At 44.6% G+C, this 17,396-nt stretch carries 19 protein-coding genes and 1 tRNA gene; 19 read left to right on the plus strand and 1 reads right to left on the minus strand.

Going from position 1 to position 17,396, the window contains the following annotated elements; translation table 11 throughout:
• The first annotated feature begins 7 nt into the window (after positions 1 to 7).
• The 16 genes from BLS23_RS04540 to BLS23_RS04615 all read left to right on the plus strand — a co-directional run bounded on the left by BLS23_RS04540 (position 8) and on the right by BLS23_RS04615 (position 14,665).
• On the plus strand, positions 8 to 1,669 hold the full coding sequence (locus BLS23_RS04540; RefSeq protein WP_089651348.1) for an acyl-CoA dehydrogenase family protein: 1,662 nt from the start codon (positions 8 to 10) through the stop codon (positions 1,667 to 1,669).
• Between the two features lie 325 nt (positions 1,670 to 1,994).
• Entirely contained in the window at positions 1,995 to 3,179 is a 1,185-nt protein-coding gene (locus tag BLS23_RS04545; RefSeq protein WP_089651349.1) for an ATP phosphoribosyltransferase regulatory subunit, read from the plus strand.
• Positions 3,172 to 3,807: an ATP phosphoribosyltransferase gene (gene hisG / locus BLS23_RS04550; RefSeq protein WP_089651350.1), complete on the plus strand. Its 636-nt coding sequence runs from the start codon at positions 3,172 to 3,174 to the stop codon at positions 3,805 to 3,807. Before BLS23_RS04545 ends, hisG begins: the two co-directional genes overlap by 8 nt.
• Positions 3,807 to 5,081 (plus strand): histidinol dehydrogenase, encoded by a 1,275-nt coding sequence (gene hisD, locus BLS23_RS04555; protein WP_089651351.1) that lies wholly within the window; start codon positions 3,807 to 3,809, stop codon positions 5,079 to 5,081. Before hisG ends, hisD begins: the two co-directional genes overlap by 1 nt.
• On the plus strand, positions 5,078 to 5,671 hold the full coding sequence (hisB, locus tag BLS23_RS04560; RefSeq protein ID WP_089651352.1) for an imidazoleglycerol-phosphate dehydratase HisB: 594 nt from the start codon (positions 5,078 to 5,080) through the stop codon (positions 5,669 to 5,671). The genes hisD and hisB overlap by 4 nt, the downstream gene beginning before the upstream one ends.
• Entirely contained in the window at positions 5,671 to 6,300 is a 630-nt protein-coding gene (gene hisH, locus BLS23_RS04565) for an imidazole glycerol phosphate synthase subunit HisH (RefSeq protein ID WP_089651353.1), read from the plus strand. The genes hisB and hisH overlap by 1 nt, the downstream gene beginning before the upstream one ends.
• 12 nt (positions 6,301 to 6,312) lie before the next feature.
• Entirely contained in the window at positions 6,313 to 7,044 is a 732-nt protein-coding gene (gene hisA, locus BLS23_RS04570; protein WP_089651354.1) for a 1-(5-phosphoribosyl)-5-[(5-phosphoribosylamino)methylideneamino]imidazole-4-carboxamide isomerase, read from the plus strand.
• Positions 7,045 to 7,803, plus strand: a complete 759-nt coding sequence (hisF, locus tag BLS23_RS04575) for an imidazole glycerol phosphate synthase subunit HisF (protein WP_089651355.1) — start codon at positions 7,045 to 7,047, stop codon at positions 7,801 to 7,803.
• Complete coding sequence (gene hisIE / locus BLS23_RS04580) at positions 7,800 to 8,423, plus strand: bifunctional phosphoribosyl-AMP cyclohydrolase/phosphoribosyl-ATP diphosphatase HisIE (RefSeq protein WP_089651356.1); 624 nt, start codon at positions 7,800 to 7,802, stop codon at positions 8,421 to 8,423. The genes hisF and hisIE overlap by 4 nt, the downstream gene beginning before the upstream one ends.
• 88 nt (positions 8,424 to 8,511) lie before the next feature.
• Complete coding sequence (locus BLS23_RS04585; RefSeq protein WP_089651357.1) at positions 8,512 to 9,528, plus strand: tetratricopeptide repeat protein; 1,017 nt, start codon at positions 8,512 to 8,514, stop codon at positions 9,526 to 9,528.
• Positions 9,529 to 9,645: 117 nt separating this feature from the next.
• Entirely contained in the window at positions 9,646 to 10,596 is a 951-nt protein-coding gene (trxB, locus tag BLS23_RS04590) for a thioredoxin-disulfide reductase (RefSeq protein WP_089651358.1), read from the plus strand.
• A gap of 368 nt (positions 10,597 to 10,964) precedes the next feature.
• Positions 10,965 to 11,432, plus strand: a complete 468-nt coding sequence (locus tag BLS23_RS04595) for an 8-oxo-dGTP diphosphatase (protein ID WP_089651359.1) — start codon at positions 10,965 to 10,967, stop codon at positions 11,430 to 11,432.
• 16 nt (positions 11,433 to 11,448) lie between these two features.
• Entirely contained in the window at positions 11,449 to 12,333 is an 885-nt protein-coding gene (gene rapZ / locus BLS23_RS04600) for an RNase adapter RapZ (RefSeq protein WP_089651360.1), read from the plus strand.
• Positions 12,334 to 12,336: 3 nt separating this feature from the next.
• Positions 12,337 to 13,290, plus strand: a complete 954-nt coding sequence (locus BLS23_RS04605) for a gluconeogenesis factor YvcK family protein (RefSeq protein WP_089651361.1) — start codon at positions 12,337 to 12,339, stop codon at positions 13,288 to 13,290.
• Between the two features lie 33 nt (positions 13,291 to 13,323).
• Positions 13,324 to 14,280 (plus strand): DNA-binding protein WhiA, encoded by a 957-nt coding sequence (gene whiA / locus BLS23_RS04610; RefSeq protein WP_089651362.1) that lies wholly within the window; start codon positions 13,324 to 13,326, stop codon positions 14,278 to 14,280.
• Between the two features lie 130 nt (positions 14,281 to 14,410).
• The gene (locus BLS23_RS04615; RefSeq protein WP_089651363.1) at positions 14,411 to 14,665 is read left to right on the plus strand and encodes an HPr family phosphocarrier protein; all 255 of its coding nucleotides are present in this window, start codon (positions 14,411 to 14,413) and stop codon (positions 14,663 to 14,665) included.
• A 100-nt stretch (positions 14,666 to 14,765) separates the two neighbouring features.
• On the opposite strand, the gene clpP is transcribed toward BLS23_RS04615, so the two are convergent.
• The gene (clpP, locus tag BLS23_RS04620; RefSeq protein ID WP_089651364.1) at positions 14,766 to 15,353 is read right to left on the minus strand and encodes an ATP-dependent Clp endopeptidase proteolytic subunit ClpP; all 588 of its coding nucleotides are present in this window, start codon (positions 15,351 to 15,353) and stop codon (positions 14,766 to 14,768) included.
• A gap of 876 nt (positions 15,354 to 16,229) precedes the next feature.
• On the opposite strand from clpP, the gene BLS23_RS04625 reads away from it, so the two are divergent.
• From BLS23_RS04625 to BLS23_RS04635, 3 genes are all read left to right on the plus strand, one after another.
• Positions 16,230 to 16,305 (plus strand) — tRNA-Arg (locus BLS23_RS04625).
• Positions 16,306 to 16,567: 262 nt separating this feature from the next.
• Positions 16,568 to 16,792: a hypothetical protein gene (locus tag BLS23_RS04630; RefSeq protein WP_089651365.1), complete on the plus strand. Its 225-nt coding sequence runs from the start codon at positions 16,568 to 16,570 to the stop codon at positions 16,790 to 16,792.
• A gap of 243 nt (positions 16,793 to 17,035) precedes the next feature.
• A complete protein-coding gene (locus BLS23_RS04635; protein ID WP_167356004.1) occupies positions 17,036 to 17,257 on the plus strand; it encodes a glutaredoxin family protein in 222 nt (73 codons plus the stop codon).
• The last annotated feature ends 139 nt before the right edge of the window (positions 17,258 to 17,396 follow it).

Raw genomic sequence — 17,396 nt, forward strand, 5'->3', positions numbered from 1 at the left:
TGGTGGAATGAACTTTTACGAAAGAGATGTGAATCTTCAAGATCTCTTGAAGGAAGTGTGGGACGAGTCTTTTTACCAGTGGGCAGATGATCGACTCCGGTTTTTCGGTGGGAAGTGTGCAAAGGAGATCGATGAACGGGCGGTTCACACCGATCGTGAAGGGCAGCCAAAGTTGATCAAGTATGACAAGATGGGCAACGACATTTCAGAAGTGTGGTTGAACGAAGGGTATAAAAAAACAATAGAAGAAACGTATGGCGAAGGGATCGTCGGTTATCTGCATAAGGACATCCCTGAGCTTGAACAAAAAGGCGACTACATGTATTCGTATGCTCAAGGTTATCTTCTCTCCCAGGCAGAGCCTGGTTTTTACTGCCCGGTGACGTTAACGATGGCCACTGCCTATTTAATCGATCATTATGCGGACGAAGAGTTGAAAGCCAAATATTTACCGCATGTGTTATCAACGGGAGATGTGGAGTTGTATGAAGGCGCGACTTTTCTTACGGAACGCCAGGGCGGTTCTGATGTGGGCGCCAATGAAGTGAAAGCCATTAAAGAAGGGGATCATTATAGAATCCATGGTGAAAAGTATTTTGCCAGTAATGCGGGTGCTTGTGGCGTAGCCATGGTTCTTGCTCGAGTAGAAGGCGCTCCAACAGGAACGAAAGGTCTCAGTTTGTTTCTCGTTCCCTGGAGGAATGATGAAGGTGACTTGAATGGCATTCAAATACGCAGACTGAAAGATAAATTAGGCGTCCGTGCTGTTCCATCCGCTGAGGTTGAATTTACCGGGGCAAAAGCGTTTATGGTAGGAGAAGCGGAACGTGGGTTCTATTATATGATGGAAGCCTTGAACCTTTCCCGTGTTTGTAATGCGGTTGCTTCTATTGGAATTATGCGGCGTTCTTTAACGGAAGCCCAGGATTATGCCACTAAAAGAAATGCGTTCGGTCAGGCGTTGATACAATATCCGATGGTGAAGGATACGCTTGTTTCTATGACGGTGAAGCAGGAAGTGGAGACGAGGGCTGTTTTCGATTTGATTCAAGCCTTTGAAAAAGTGGCTCGTAAACCGGAAGAAGCGAGAATTGAAGAACAAATCCTAAATCGGGTTCGGATTGCCATAATGAAAAAAGAAACAGCCGAACAGGCCGTGCATTTTACACACGAAGCGATTGAGATGCACGGAGGGAATGGATACATTGAAGATTTTGTTACACCAAGACTTTTGCGTGATGCTCAAGTGTTGACGGTTTGGGAAGGAACCGCGAACATCCTCGGCCTTGAAGTCTTGAAACTTTTCAATAAATATCAAGGTCATGAGCTGTTCGTCCAACATGTTCAAGAACGCTTGGAAAAGGTTACGAATAAAGGGAAAGAGTACACACTCGTGAAAGAGGGTGTCCTGAACTTCATCCCATATGCAGATGAAGTATTAAAACAGCCCGCTGAAGTGCAAACCTATTACAGTAAATCCCTGGCTGAAAAAATGGCTTTGCTTTATGAAGCCGTCGTTGCTTTGGAGATGATGGAAAAGGGAGCGCGATTTGAAAAGGTTGGGCGACTGTTCATTCACCAGCAGATGCAAAAAGAGGAACCGAATGCCGAACCACTCGCTCTTCGTTACGCTGATGAGATTCTCCATTTGAATAAGGCTTTAACCTGACCAAACGGGCGCACACTTTTGTGCGTCTTTTTTTGCGTTAGGCGAGATCTAATGTCCTTTAACTCGCTGTCAATGTCCGCTAACGATTGTTAACGTCCTCGATCCCCCTCCGATGTCCTCTATCGGATGTTTAACATCCTCCATCGCCGATTCATTGTCCTCGAGCTGAAAAAAGCTCACCCTCTCCCTATGAGTCCGTATTTATGAAGCGGTTTCTGCTATGATAAGAAGGGGAACAAAGCTAATGAGTTTCTTCATTGACGCTCTATCTTTATCATGTTAGCATATTAGCAAGCTAAAGGATTTGAGGAAAGGATGAATTCCATTGGTTAAACGCCTGATGTTTGAAAAACCACTGGGAATGCGAGATACGCTTCCCTTTTTTTATAACCAAAAATCAAAAGCGCGCCAACAATTATCGAATGCGATTCTTTCGTTCGGATATTCGTTTATGGATACGCCGATCATGGAATATCACGAAACGGTAGGAAAAGTGAGTGCGACGCTTGATCAGCAATTGTTCAAGCTTTTGGATCAGCAGGGACACACACTCGTATTGAGACCGGACATGACTGCACCAATTGCAAGAGTCGCTGCTTCTCAGCTGAAGGACGCTGAGTTTCCGCTTCGTCTCGCTTATGAAGGCCCGGTGTTCCGTGCCCAGCAGACAGAGGGAGGGAAGCCGGCTCAATTTGAACAGGTCGGAACGGAATTGATTGGCGACCATTCCTCTTATGGAGATGCAGAAGTCATCGCTCTCCTCGTCGAATCATTGAAACAGACAGGACTTGACGATTTTGTCATCACGGTCGGTCACATTGGTTATGTGAAAGCCTTCTTCACAGATTTGCTTGGTGATGATGAAGATACGATTGAATACCTTTTAAACTACTTATATCGCAAAAATTACGTCGGTTACAGGGAAGCGGTAAAGGAGCTATCTGTTCCAAAGGATAAAAAAGATGCTCTCCTTCAGCTGCTCACACTGAAAGGCGGCGATGAAATTTTTGATAGCAGCCGCTCGCTTGCGCGGAATCAAGCTTGCATGCAGGCGGTGAATGAATTGAAGCAATTGTATCGTCTGCTGCAACAGTATGAGGTTGAAAAGTATATTCATTTTGATCTGAACTTGATCAGCCACATGGATTATTACACGGGGATTTTGTTCGAAGGCTATGCGCCAAACCTAGGGGCCCTTCTTTGTAACGGAGGCCGCTATGATACGTTACTGCCTTCTTTCCAGCTCAGTGCCTCGGCTACTGGTTTTGCCGTTCACCTGGAACGTTTGGTAGAAGCATTAAACGAGCAGGAGTCAGATGACGGGCGCATCGGTGTCATTGTGGACGATGATAGTTACGGACAAGGATTGCAGGAAGCGAAACGCTATCGTGAGGATGGTCAGGCGGTTCTTTTACAACATGTGGACCAAATTCCGGACTTGCAAGCATTCAAAGCGGAATTATCAGAAACGATCGATTTGACAAAAGGCGGAGGTGAGCGTGATGAGTAAGCCGTTGACCATTGCCATGCCGAAGGGCCGTATTTATGAAGAAGCGGCGGAGCTAATGAAAAGAGCGGGCTATGAGCTTGAAGCGGACATGGATGAGTCAAGAAAGTTGATCTTGGAATTTCCTGAACAGAACATCCGCGTCATGATGGCCAAACCGATGGATGTCGTTACTTATGTGGAGTATGGAGCAGCAGATATCGGGATTGCTGGCAAAGACGTCCTGCTTGAACAGGACCGGGATGTATACGAAGTGCTCGATTTGAAAATCAGCCCTTGCTATGTAGCCGTAGCTGGATTGCCTGATCAACCGCTGAGCCGGATTGCGCCGAAAATTGCTACGAAATATCCGAAAGTCGCATCTGACTATTTCCGCGAGCAGGGCGAACAGATTGAAATCATTCCTTTGAATGGTTCCATTGAGCTTGCGCCCCTGATTGGATTGGCGGATCGCATTGTCGATATCGTATCTACAGGTCGTACGTTGAAAGAAAATGGACTGGTAGAGTACGAGAAGATTACAGATATTACGTCGCGTTTGATTGTGAACCCGGTCAGTTACCGTTTGAAGAGTACCGAGATTGAGGAAATGGTAAGCAAACTAAGTGAAGTGATGGAAGGGGAGCGCTGATGAAGATCATTAATAAGTCCGATTTAAAGTCATTGAGGCGTTCCGTCGATCAAGGTACGGAAGAACAGCGGAAATCCGTCCAGGACATCATTGCACAGGTGAAGACCCGTGGAGACGAGGCGGTCAAAGAATATACGGAGCGTTTTGACCAAGCTTCTTTAGAAACCTTCAAAGTTTCTAAAGAAGAGTTTGAACAAGCGTATGCCTCTCTCGATGGGGCGTTCGTCCAAATCTTACAGGAGGCCGCGGACAACATCCGAGCTTTTCATGAAAAGCAAAAGACCACTTCCTGGTTTGACAGCTCGGAAGACGGTACCCTCTTAGGACAAAAAATCACACCGATTGATGCCGCAGGGGTTTACGTGCCTGGGGGAACAGCCGCTTATCCTTCCTCTGTCTTTATGAATGTGATTCCGGCACAAGTAGCAGGCGTGGAGCGGGTCGTCATGGTGACTCCTCCCGGTAAGGATGGGAAAGTACCGGATGGTGTCCTTCTTGCTGCGCAGATCCTTGGCGTTGAAGATGTGTTCAAAGTAGGGGGCGCACAGGCGATTGCTGCTCTTGCTTATGGAACAGAAACGATCCCTTCGGTTGATAAAATTACAGGCCCGGGCAATGTCTTTGTTGCGCTAGCGAAAAGAGAAGTGTTTGGGGATGTTGATATTGATATGATCGCTGGACCCAGTGAGATCGCGATCCTTGCTGATGAAACCGCTCGTGCGGAAGAAATTGCTGCTGACCTTCTTTCTCAAGCGGAACACGATGCCCGTTCGTCAAGCGTACTTGTGACAACGAGTGAGAGGCTTGCAAAGGCTGTGGAAAAAGAAGTGCAATCACAGCTGGATTCCCTGCCTCGTGCTGATATCGCAAGAAAGAGCGTGGAAGACTATGGAATGATTGCCCTTTGTGAAACATGGGCAGAAGCGGTAGACACCATCAATGAAATCGCACCCGAACACTTGGAAATTGTGAGCGAAGATCCTTTTCAGGAATTAGGTAAGATCAAGCATGCGGGCGCGATTTTCCTTGGACCTTACAGCAGTGAGCCTGTCGGAGACTATTTTGCAGGACCGAACCATGTGCTGCCAACGAATGGAACGGCGCGTTTCTCAAGTCCTCTCAACGTGGATGACTTTGTGAAAAAATCGAGCGTCATTTCATACAGCAGACAGGCCCTCGAAACGAACGTTGACAAAATTGCCAGGTTCGCCCGATTGGAAGGGTTAGAAGCCCATGCACGCGCAGTAGAGACACGTAAGGAGCGATGGAAATGACGGAAACGAGAGCGGCAAGAATTGAACGCAAAACGAGAGAAACAGATATTCAGCTTGAACTTGGCATCGATGGAGGGGGGAAAGCGGACTTGGATGTCCAGGTTCCTTTTCTTTCTCACATGCTGGAATTGTTCACAAAACACGGCCTCTTTGATTTATCCGTTGTCGGAAGAGGCGATGTGGAAGTGGATGATCACCACTTAACGGAAGATATCGGGATTTGTCTTGGACAGGCGCTGCGAGAAGCGGTCGGCGATAAATACGGCATGAAGCGTTACGGATCCATGACTCTTCCGATGGACGAGACGCTTGTCACGGTAGCGGTTGATTTGAGTGACCGTCCGCACCTCGAGTGGCGCGCAGAGCTACCGAAAGATCGTGTCGGTACCTTTGATACGGAAAATGTTCACGAATTTTTCTGGAAGCTTGCTGTAGAAGCTCGGATGAATTTACATATCGTCTTACACCATGGGCATAACACCCATCATATTATTGAGGCGATGTTCAAAGCCTTCGCACGTGCTTTGGATGAAGCGACTCAAATCGATCCACGTGTCAAAGGAGTTCCGAGTACGAAAGGAAGTTTATAATGATAGGCATCATCGATTATGGAATGGGAAATTTATTTAGTGTTTCAAAAGCGCTTGAACGACTTGGAGTGGACTATAAAATCGGGGACCGGCCACAGGCGTTGGGAGCCTGTGATGGTTACATCCTTCCTGGGGTGGGAGCATTTCCGGATGCGATGAAAGCACTTCAAGAGCATGGATTCATTGATTTTATAAAAGATAAAGTGGCCGAAGGTGTACCGGTCTACGGCATATGTCTAGGGATGCAGCTGTTATTCGAGAGCAGTGAAGAAGGCGGACTTACGGAAGGTTTAGGATTGTTCCCTGGCACCATTTCTCGTTTTCCGGGGATGGATGATCAAGGACGTTCTTACAAAGTTCCGCATATGGGCTGGAACCAGCTTGAGATCCATCAGCCGGACAAACCTCTGATGACAGATGTAAAGGAAGACCATGTTTACTTCGTTCACTCTTTCGTTGTGAAGACAGATGATCCTTCTATTTTATATGCGACATCTGATTATCATATGGAAGTGCCTGCAATTATCGGAAGAGAAAATCTTGTAGCCAGCCAGTTCCACCCGGAAAAAAGCGGGACAGCCGGCATGCAGTTATTAGAGAACTTTTGTAAAGTAATGTGCAAACAGTGAGGAGTTTTAATGATGAGCTTTACGATCTATCCAGCGATTGATATGCGTGACGGAAAATGTGTGCGACTTGAACAAGGCGATTTTGATAAAGAAACCGTCTATGGGGAAAACCCTTTTGAAGTGGCAAAGGAATTTGTAGAAGCAGGGGCTTCATGGATCCATATGGTCGACCTTGATGGAGCGAAACAAGGTTCCAAGCAAAACGCGGAGCATGTGTTGAGAGTGGCGAAAGAATTGGACTGTCGCGTGCAGATTGGCGGCGGTATCCGCTCAGAAGAAGATGTCCGCTTTTACTTGGATGCGGGCGTTGATCGTGTCATCATCGGTTCACTTGCTGTCCGCGATGTGGAAACAACCAAACAGCTTCTTTCAAAGTATGGGGAGCAAATTGCGATTGGTCTGGATGCACGTGACGGTTTTGTTTCGACAGCAGGTTGGCTGGAACAATCGGAAGTGAAGGCGGTTGATTTAGGAAAAGACCTAGCTTCCGCGGGCGCGAAGACGTTCATTTATACAGATATCGCAAAAGACGGTATGCTTTCAGGTCCGAATACGAAGGAAATCGTCCGTTTGGCTGAAGAAACAGGTGTGGATGTGATTGCATCTGGGGGTATCAAAGGCCTGGATGACCTTGTCGAGCTGAAAGAATATAAGGATCGTAATGTCATTGGTTCGATAGTCGGAAAAGCCTTGTACACGAACCAATTCACTTTAAAAGAAGCGCTCGACGTGGAGGTGAACTGAATGCTGTCAAAGCGAATTATTCCTTGCCTGGATGTAAAGGAAGGTCGTGTTGTTAAAGGCATACAGTTCGTTGATATCCGTGATGCCGGCGACCCTGTTGAACTTGCAAAAGTGTACGACGAACAAGGCGCAGATGAGCTCGTTTTTCTTGATATCTCCGCCAGTCATGAAGGTAAGAAAACGATGATTGATGTCGTCCGTTCTGTTGCTTCTGAACTTGCCATTCCTTTTACCGTCGGCGGTGGCATCCGCACGCTTGAGGACATCAAAGAAACCCTCCGTAATGGAGCAGATAAAGTATCCCTGAACTCTTCCGCTGTAAAAAGGCCAGCCTTGATCACAGAAGGAGCGGATTACTTCGGAAGTCAGTGCATCGTTGTCGCGATTGATGCGAAGTATGATGAAGAGGCAGCGAACTGGCGTGTTTATACGCATGGTGGGCGGACACCAACCGATTGGCTCGTGACGGACTGGGCGAAAGAAGCGGTCAAGCTTGGAGCGGGAGAAATTCTGCTCACGTCCATGAATAAAGATGGAGAAAAATCCGGTTTTGATCTGCCTTTATTAAAAGCCGTACTGGAAGTTGTGAATGTACCTGTCATCGCTTCCGGCGGGGCGGGGTCCAGTGAACATTTTTATGACGTATTTACTGAAGCTGAAGCAGATGCTGCACTAGCCGCATCGATTTTTCACTATAAAGAAACGTCTGTGCAAAACGTGAAAGCGTATTTGAAGGAAAAAGGAGTGCCTGTCCGATGAATATAGATAACATTCAATTCGATGCACAAGGTCTCGTTCCAGCGATTGTGCAAGATGCCAAGTCAAAAGCTGTCCTGACCTTAGCCTATATGAACGAAGAATCTTTGAAAAAAACGTTGGAGATCGGTGAAACAGTATTCTACAGCCGCTCCCGTCAAGAGTTGTGGCACAAAGGGGAGACTTCCGGAAATACACAGGAAGTGAGAAGCATCCATTACGATTGTGACCAGGATGCCTTGCTTGTTCAAGTGGTGCCATCGGGTCCAGCGTGCCACAGAGGGGATTATAGTTGTTTTTCTGAAGAACTGACAGATTCTGAAACTAAGCCAAAAGAAAATCGCTATCAAATTCTGGATGAACTTCAAACCGTATTGGCTGACCGAAAAGCAACTCTTCCTGAAGGGTCTTACACATCCACACTTTTCCAGGAAGGGGTCGACCGGATTGCGAAGAAGATCGGTGAGGAAGCAGGGGAGGTCATCATTGCTGCAAAAAATGATGATCCAGAAGAACTTGCTTTGGAATCTGCGGATCTATTATTCCACCTCTTACTCATCCTGACTGATCGTCAAGTCCCATTGGATGATGTTCTGGATGTTTTGGAAAAACGTCATTCCTAATGGATTACATTTTTCTCCTATTTCTCTGTGAGCATTTATGTTATACTGCATAATTAGTGAGATTTGAAACGGAAATAGGGGGACAGTCATGACGACAACACTTAAAGGAACTACAGCACAACAGGATACGAACATTATCCCATTTGTACCTACAGGTTCATTTTATTTTTCTCATGGGATTCAAGCTTTTCAAAAGCGTCGTTTCAGTGCTGCTGTCAAGTGGCTGAAAAAGGCGATTGAAGCTTCTCCCGAGGAACCATTATATCCATGCCAACTTTCTGTCGTTTATACGGAAGTTGGCTCTTATCATGCCGCAAATCAGGTACTGACCGAGGTATTGGCTGAACACGGCAAAGAATATGTCGATTGTTACTATCTGATGGCGAATAATTACGCGCACCTCGGTCTTCTTAATGATGCAAAAAAATATGTCGACACCTATTTAGAACAACCTGGGGACGGCGAATTTGAAGAAGCAGCTAAGCAATTGAGAGATATGCTGGATTCTTTAGAGGAAGAAGATGAAGACGATGATTGGGCGTTTGAGGATGAGGATGAGCTGATTATCTATCAGGAAACAGCTTTTTATCATTTAGAGCAAGAGGAATGGGATGAAGCGTTAAGTGTCCTTGATGAAATGATGCAGCTTTTCCCGGAATTCAAAATCGCCAAACATCGATACGCCTACGCATTGTTCATGAACGGAGAGCGTGAAAAAGCGATTCAGCTTGAAAAAGAGACTTTGGAAAAAGAACCGGCGAACATTCACTGTGACGTGAATTTGGCTGCTTTTTATCTGAAGCAGGGGATGACGGAAGAAGCGGCATTTCATATTGAACGGCTCCGCAATGTATTTCCTATGCATGAACAGCAAAAACTAGCCGTAGCTGAGACTCTTGCAAGAGCAGGCTATTACCAAGAAGCGGTCGAACGGTTCAGGTCGCTTCGTGATAAGCAGGTTACTCGCCGCAGAGTTTACTACAAATGGTACAGCATCTCTGTTTATCATACAGGTAATCCATCTAAAGCGTTGCAACTATGGGAAAAGGGATGCAAGCAGTTCCCGAAGATGGGGAACGAAGGCGGACCCTGGGAGCAGGAATAGGTGAACATGCATTTCTTTCACCAGTAAGCACATTAATGGACGGTTTTCGTATGATTTACTATGATATGTACAGGAATTGCAACTGAGATTATTTGGATTCATAAGGAGTGAAGATTGATGAGTGAAGATCGCATTTATGATGTCATTATTGCCGGGGCAGGTCCTGCTGGCATGACAGCAGCTGTTTACACCTCTCGTGCCAACCTGGATACGCTTATGATCGAGCGTGGCATTCCAGGTGGTCAAATGGCGAACACGGAGGACGTTGAAAACTACCCAGGCTTTGAAAGTATTCTTGGCCCAGACTTATCTAACAAAATGTTCGATCACGCAAAAAAATTCGGTGCAGAATATGCGTATGGCGACATCAAAGAAGTCGTAGATGGTAAGGAATACAAAACGGTCAAAGCCGGTAACAAAGAATACAAAGCACGTGCCGTCATCGTAACGACAGGTGCTCAATATAAAGAACTTGGTGTGCAAGGTGAAAAAGAACTTGGCGGCCGCGGCGTTTCATATTGCGCGGTTTGTGACGGTGCATTCTTCCGTGATAAAGAACTAGTCGTTGTAGGCGGAGGAGATTCTGCAGTAGAAGAAGGTGTCTACCTTACGCGCTTTGCAAGCAAAGTAACAATCGTTCACCGTCGTGATGAATTACGCGCACAGAAGATTCTTCAGGATCGCGCTTTTGATAACGACAAGATCGACTTCATCTGGGATACCGTTGTCAAATCCATCAATGAAAAAGATGGAAAAGTGGGAAGCGTCACGCTTCAAAATAAAAAAACAGATGAAGAATACGAATTCGATACCAATGGTACGTTCATCTATATCGGAATGATTCCATTGTCCACACCATTCGAAAGTCTAGGCATCACGAATGAACAAGGATATATCGAAACAGATGAGAATATGGAAACGAAAGTACCGGGCGTATTCGCTGCCGGAGACATCCGCGAAAAAGAATTGCGTCAAATTGTGACAGCCACTGGTGATGGAAGTATCGCCGCACAATCTGCCCAGCACTATATTGAAAATCTTTTAGAGGAATTGAAGGTCGTCAATTAAAAAGAAACACCATTTTAACTCGGATGTAACACCTATGAAATATTTTCCTGTTACGATGGAAATGATTAATTGACCCCCTTTTAATAGATTAATCTCTATGAGGCACAGGTGCTCGTCATCTGTGTCTTTTTTTGTTTTATAAATGGACTTTTTGAAATGCAGAACTTTTATTAGTAGATATTCCTTTAATTTTCAGCTAAGGTTTCGTTCCATTCAATCACAACATAATCAACGAAACCTTTTTCCAAATAAGTTTAAAGGAGATAGTTTTCAATAACGGCTGTGGAACATAATATTGTAGCAACCTGTGTATTCATTGTATAATGGGTGGAGATGCCCTCTAGAAATAAAATGAGGTGACCATAACGATGCAGCGTGTAGCGAATTGTATTTTGAAAGTTGATGATTCCGTATTGATGTTAAAAAAACCACGCAGAGGCTGGTATGTAGCCCCTGGCGGAAAGATGGAAGCCGGAGAGAATATCAAAGATTCCGTCGTCCGGGAGTTTAAAGAAGAAACGGGGCTTTCAATCGAAAACCCAGAGCTTCGTGGTTCCTTTACATTCGTCATGCGGGAAGAAGAGAAAACCGCTCATGAATGGATGATGTTTACTTTTTACAGTACGAGCTATTCGGGGGATTTGCTTGATGAAAGTGAAGAAGGTGAACTGGAGTGGGTTCCGGTTAAAGAAGTTCTTCAAAAGCCGATGGCAGAGGGAGATCGGAGAATTTTCAAGCATATCCTAAGTAGTGAAGAGCAAGTGTATGGAACATTTGTATATACGACGGACTTCCGCTTGATCGATCAAGATTTGGATCCGTCACGACCTGACTAATGGGGAGCGATGAAAGATGGAAGTAAATGCCAACGATACTCAGTTAGTAATCATCACAGGGATGTCAGGGGCAGGGAAAACCGTAGCTGTTCAAAGCTTTGAAGATCTCGGTTTTTTTTGTGTCGATAACTTACCACCGGCCCTGCTTCCGAAATTTCTCGAACTGATGAAAGATTCCAGCAACAATATCCAAAATGTGGCTCTAGTGATGGATTTACGTGGACGAGAATTTTTCGATGCGCTCTTTGATTCTCTTGACCGTCTGGGAAAAGAGGACTGGCTGCAAGAACATATTCTTTTCCTTGATTCAGAAGATCAGGCGCTTGTTTCCCGCTATAAAGAAACACGAAGGTCTCATCCCCTTGCTAAAGAAGGGCTGCCGCTTGAAGGTATTCGTAGAGAGAGAAAAATGCTGGATGAGCTGAGAGGCCGTTCTCAAACGATCATTGATACGACATCATTGAAACCAAAAGAACTGCGGGAGCGCATCATTGAAAAATATCGTCAGAAGGAACAACAGGTGTTTTCTATTCAAATGGTATCCTTCGGTTTTAAATACGGCGTTCCCATTGATGCAGACTTGATGTTTGATGTGCGTTTCCTGCCGAACCCGCACTATGTGGAACATATGCGTCCGTTGACAGGGTTGAACACAGAAGTATCTTCCTATGTTTTTAAGTGGAGCGATACTCAGAAGTTCCTTGAAAAGCTGAAGGACTTGCTTCAATTCATGCTTCCTCAATACAAACGTGAAGGGAAAAGTCAGCTTGTCGTTGCTGTCGGCTGTACAGGCGGTCAACACCGCTCTGTAGCGCTTGCTGAACATTTATCGGAATACTTCTCTTCTGACTTCGTGACCCATGTCACTCACAGAGACATTGATAAAAGAAAGGGTTTGTAACGGATGGATCATAAGACCAAGCCGCGTGTCGTCGTTGTAGGTGGCGGGACCGGGATGCCTGTGCTCTTGCGCGGGTTGAAAAATTTACCGATTGACCTGTCAGCGATTGTTACGGTTGCTGATGACGGTGGAAGCTCCGGCCGCTTACGTAACGAGATGGCGATTCCTGCCCCGGGGGATATCAGGAATGTCGTGGCTGCCCTTTCCGATGCTGAGCCTATGCTCCTTGAGCTTTTTCAGCACCGTTTTGCAGCGGGTAACGGCTTGTCTGGTCACTCCATGGGAAACCTTTTGCTAGCTGCGATGGCATCCATGACGGGAGACTTTTATAAAGGGATAAAAGAAATCTCCAGAGTCCTGAATGTGCGCGGTCATATTTATCCGATTGCCAATCATTCCATGAACCTCCATGCGGAGATGGAGGATGGAACGGTTGTTACCGGTGAGTCAAGTATTCCGAAACAGAACAAGAAAATCAAAAGGGTGTACGTAAGCCCTACGCCGATTCAGCCTTTGCCAGAAGCTGTAGAGGCAATCAAATCCGCGGATTTGATTGTCATCTCTCCGGGAAGTCTTTACACAAGTATATTACCGAACATCATCATTCCGGAAATCGGGCAGGCATTGAAAGAAACGAAAGCGATGGTCACTTATATATGCAACGTGATGACACAGGAGGGGGAAACTTCTGGTTACACGGCAGCTGATCATATCCAGGCCTTATTTGATCATATTGGAGAAGATGTGTTACAGTCAGTGATTGTGCATAATCAACCGATTGATCAAGGGTTGAGGGCTGCTTATGCTGAAGAAAATGCGGAGCCCGTCGTTTACGATATTGAAAGAATTAAATCCATGGGATTGAAAGTCATAGAAGAAGATATCATCGACCACAGTAAGCCTATGTTACGTCATGACACAGAAAAATTAGCAAAGTTATTGCACTCCATGCTATAGGTGTTGCGTGGTAGGTAGAAGGGGGTGTACATCATGTCATTTGCATCAGAGATCAAAAAAGAATTAACGAATGTAGAAGCTGATACTTGCTGTATGGAATCGGAACTGGCTGCCCTTGTCCGTATGAACGGCACATTTTCCCTTTCCAATCGTGAATATATTCTGGACGTACAAACAGAGAATGCAGCGATTGCCAGAAGGATCTACACGTTAATCAAAAAGCTTTATCCCTACCCGGTAGAACTCCTTGTTCGGAAAAAAATGAGGTTGAAAAAGAACAATGTTTATATTGTAAGGATGAAGGAGAAAGCGAATGTCGTTCTTGAAGATCTTGAAATCTTGAAAGGTCCTCTATCCATTAATCCAGATATCCCTCAAAAGTATTTGAACGATAAATGTTGTAAAAGGGCTTATTTACGGGGAGCATTTCTTGCGGGCGGTTCCGTCAACAACCCAGAGACCTCTTCCTATCATCTTGAAATTTATTCTTCAGATGAGGAACACAACGAGGCGTTGTGTAAGCTTATGAATAGTTTTGGGTTACATGCAAGGACGCTCAGTCGTAAAAAAGGATACATCACGTACTTGAAAGAAGCGGATAAAATCACGGAGCTCATCAGCAATATCGGAGCCCACCAAGCCCTTTTCAAGTTTGAGGATGTGAGGATCGTCCGGGATATGAGAAACTCGGTCAATCGTCTCGTCAATTGTGAGACAGCGAATTTAAATAAGACGATCGGTGCAGCTTTCCGCCAAGTGGAGAACATAAAATTCATTAAACGGACAGTTGGCTTAGAAGCCCTCCCAGATAAATTGCAGGAGATTGCATCGTTAAGGCTGCAGCACCAGGAAGTTTCCTTGAAAGAGCTTGGGGAGTATGTTTCTGGTGGGTCGATTAGTAAATCAGGCATCAATCACCGCCTGCGTAAAATCGACGAGTTCGCCGAAAAAGTTAGAAAAGGTGAAGTCATAGAAAACACAAGAAATTAATGTTTCCTTAACAAATTCATGCTATAATGAAATACAATTATAAACGCTTTCTACAAGAGAGCGTTCTTTTTTCTCAGTATTGAATCCGCTTACAAAGAAGTTGAAATATAGAATGAGAGGAGAATGACAGGTGATTGAGAGGACGATAACGATTGAGCTTGAGACAGGTTTACAGGCAAGACCAGCAGCACAATTCGTACAAGAAGCGAACAAGTTCACCGCTGATGTTTTTATCGAAAAAGGTGAGAAACGTGTGAATGCCAAAAGTATTATGGGGTTAATGAGCCTTGCTGTCGGAACCGATGAAGACATTAAGTTAATTGCAGACGGTTCTGATGAGGAAGAAGCTGTTCAGGTGCTTACTGACTTCGTGAAGAATGAGTAATCATTGTTTATGTGAAAAAATGAACGTTCTCCAATGAGGGAACGGTTTCATACAGCACAAAAAAATCCGCTGTGTCATCACAGCGGATTTTGTGTTTTTCTTATTGTTCGTTTTTCTCCATGACTTTATCGATCAAGCCGTAGTCAACAGCTTCATGGGCTGACATGAAGTTATCACGATCCGTGTCGCGTTCGATGACTTCCATCGGCTGTCCAGTACGCTCAGCAAGAATCTTATTCAGCTTCTCACGCATTTTAATAATACGCTTTGCGTGAATTTCGATATCTGAAGCCTGGCCTTGTGTTCCTCCAAGCGGTTGGTGAATCATGACTTCACTGTTAGGTAGTGCATAACGTTTACCAGGTTCACCAGCGTTAAGCAAGAAGGCACCCATAGATGCAGCCATACCTGTGCAGATCGTGGATACGTTCGGTTTGATGAACTGCATCGTATCATAAATCGCCATACCTGCTGTGATCGATCCACCAGGAGAGTTGATGTATAGGGAAATATCTTTTTCTGGATCGTCAGCCGCAAGGAAAAGCAACTGCGCAACAACAGAGTTTGAGATGTTATCATCAATCGGGCTTCCTAGCATGATGATGCGGTCTTTAAGTAAGCGGGAATAAATATCATAGGCACGTTCTCCGCGGTTTGTTTGTTCAATAACTGTAGGGACTAAATTCATTTGAAATTCCTCCTTAACATCAAATTAATAATGATGGAATACATTCATCATACCTATAAGGTCAATAAAGGTCAAACAAAAACAATCGACCTTTTATCCTTTATTTCAGCAAGGGTGGTTACGCCTTTTAAGTATGAAAAACGGCTATTCTTATTCGTTCTATGTCATGTGTTCCAATTCCTTCTACCATCATACCCTAAATTTACCTATATAAACGTCCGAACCTATAATTAAGCTATATGGCAGGACTGTGGAAGACTCGATTTCGAGACTTTTGTGGGTTCTAGTGGCTCCGGGAAACGGTTCGCTTTCCGTGGGCGAGTGATGAGCCTCCTCGAGCTAACGCTCTTCGGGGTCTCATCTACCACGCACTTCCCACAGGAGTCTCACTGTTTCCCTCCGCCCCTTTGCCATATCAGGTTCTCGAAATCCCTCTAACATTAACCTGCCGAGCTCTGTAAGAATGACCTGCTCACCCTCGCCGTTATAGAGTCTTTTTAACCATAGATCCTGCACGAATAAGGTAAGGGGACAGGGTCTGGGAAACGTCCGCATGTAAAGCGAATGGAGAAACAAACGTGTGTGTTTTTGTACAAACGGATTCAAAAAACCGCAAATAGTCGTTTCCCTGACCCCGTATCCATGGCAAGGGATTTATCATTCATTATTTCAACCAGACAAGTCTTTCTTAAGGTCTACTCGGGAGATGCTCCTTGCACTCCCGCGGAAAGCGAGTCAACCCCGGACGCCCCGAACCGCTCACATAAACGTCTCAAAACTGAGTCTTCCACAATCGGGAGCTTTTGTGGAAAACTATAAAAAATGGGTTGCGTTTTTTGGTGATTCTCCTTATAATATTAAATGCATGTCGCTTTTGCGCCCGTAGCTCAGTTGGATAGAGCGGTAGATTCCGGTTCTACGTCAGTCGGGGGTTCGAATCCTCTCGGGCGCGCTAAACTAGAAGGACCTTCCTTATATGTAAGGGAGGTCCTATTTTTTACAGGAATATCATTATATTAATATATTAACCCTTGTAGAATCCTTTGCGGTTACATCAGTGTTATTTAAATATGGATTAGACAGAAATATCACAAGAATTATACGAACACTTATTTGGTTTATAGTATCGTAATGTAGTTTATTTCGGCTTTTTTCTATGTTATTATTGAATAAATAAAGTTAGACTTTTCGCTTTATTTAGAAGAGGGGTATATATGACAAAACTAATCCGTTACAAAATGTTGTCGACTGAAGAAGTTTCTGAAGACAGGCGGATTCATGTGTTCGACATGCAGGAGCAGCAAAAGTTATCCTTCAACTATGAGTCATTGAAACGAACACCTGAAAACTATGTAGGCGAAGAGTTAGCTCATTTCTTGAATAAACGAAAATTGAAAATCGATAATGGTTTTTATGATAAAAAAGGACATGCTTCCTGAAGCATGTCTTTTTTTGTTTCTTAATTTTAGTCAGCAAGTAAAGTAAATGGCTGAATAATGTATGATTTAATTTCGAGATTCTAGGGTTCGTTACATTATATTAAGAGTCAAGGGAGATTCCCGGGAATCTCCAAATGCTATCAAACATATCGGGTCCCTAAGTATCTTGAGCCTGAGTTTCCGGGATGGATGAGGCAAGCTTCCTTTGATATGATGAAAATGGAAGTTCAGGGAGGACTCTATATGTCTGAAGTTATCTTATATGTAAAAGAAAACTGTGGGTTATGCGATGAAGTTAAGGACTTGTTGTCTTTGTTTGATGTCAAAGTCATATTGGTTGATATTGAAAGCGATCCTGCATTCCTTGAGAAGTATATGCTCGAGATACCGGTTTTGAAAATCGGTGAGGAAGAGTTGGATTATCGTGAAATTGATTACTTCGAACTAATGAAGCGTTTACAATGAAAAACGTCTAGGTTTTCGCTTGCACGTGGACTACCCCACTGTTAATATAAAATTGAAATAAGATATTTTTTTGCTCCGAGCGGGACATAATATGACTAGCTGGGACGTAATACATCCCGGTTGGTACCATTTCAAAGAA

It is taken from the genome of Halobacillus aidingensis, assembly GCF_900104185.1.
Lineage (GTDB): Bacteria > Bacillota > Bacilli > Bacillales > Halobacillaceae > Halobacillus > Halobacillus aidingensis.

Coding starts and splice junctions, on each gene's coding strand:
- BLS23_RS04540 (WP_089651348.1), top strand. CDS start 8: ATGAACTTTTACGAAAGAGATGTGAATCTTCAAGATCTCTTGAAGGAA.
- hisG (WP_089651350.1), top strand. CDS start 3,172: ATGAGTAAGCCGTTGACCATTGCCATGCCGAAGGGCCGTATTTATGAA.
- hisD (WP_089651351.1), top strand. CDS start 3,807: ATGAAGATCATTAATAAGTCCGATTTAAAGTCATTGAGGCGTTCCGTC.
- hisB (WP_089651352.1), top strand. CDS start 5,078: ATGACGGAAACGAGAGCGGCAAGAATTGAACGCAAAACGAGAGAAACA.
- hisH (WP_089651353.1), top strand. CDS start 5,671: ATGATAGGCATCATCGATTATGGAATGGGAAATTTATTTAGTGTTTCA.
- hisA (WP_089651354.1), top strand. CDS start 6,313: ATGAGCTTTACGATCTATCCAGCGATTGATATGCGTGACGGAAAATGT.
- hisF (WP_089651355.1), top strand. CDS start 7,045: ATGCTGTCAAAGCGAATTATTCCTTGCCTGGATGTAAAGGAAGGTCGT.
- hisIE (WP_089651356.1), top strand. CDS start 7,800: ATGAATATAGATAACATTCAATTCGATGCACAAGGTCTCGTTCCAGCG.
- BLS23_RS04585 (WP_089651357.1), top strand. CDS start 8,512: ATGACGACAACACTTAAAGGAACTACAGCACAACAGGATACGAACATT.
- trxB (WP_089651358.1), top strand. CDS start 9,646: ATGAGTGAAGATCGCATTTATGATGTCATTATTGCCGGGGCAGGTCCT.
- BLS23_RS04595 (WP_089651359.1), top strand. CDS start 10,965: ATGCAGCGTGTAGCGAATTGTATTTTGAAAGTTGATGATTCCGTATTG.
- rapZ (WP_089651360.1), top strand. CDS start 11,449: ATGGAAGTAAATGCCAACGATACTCAGTTAGTAATCATCACAGGGATG.
- BLS23_RS04605 (WP_089651361.1), top strand. CDS start 12,337: ATGGATCATAAGACCAAGCCGCGTGTCGTCGTTGTAGGTGGCGGGACC.
- whiA (WP_089651362.1), top strand. CDS start 13,324: ATGTCATTTGCATCAGAGATCAAAAAAGAATTAACGAATGTAGAAGCT.
- clpP (WP_089651364.1), bottom strand. CDS start 15,353: ATGAATTTAGTCCCTACAGTTATTGAACAAACAAACCGCGGAGAACGT.
- BLS23_RS04630 (WP_089651365.1), top strand. CDS start 16,568: ATGACAAAACTAATCCGTTACAAAATGTTGTCGACTGAAGAAGTTTCT.
- BLS23_RS04635 (WP_167356004.1), top strand. CDS start 17,036: ATGTCTGAAGTTATCTTATATGTAAAAGAAAACTGTGGGTTATGCGAT.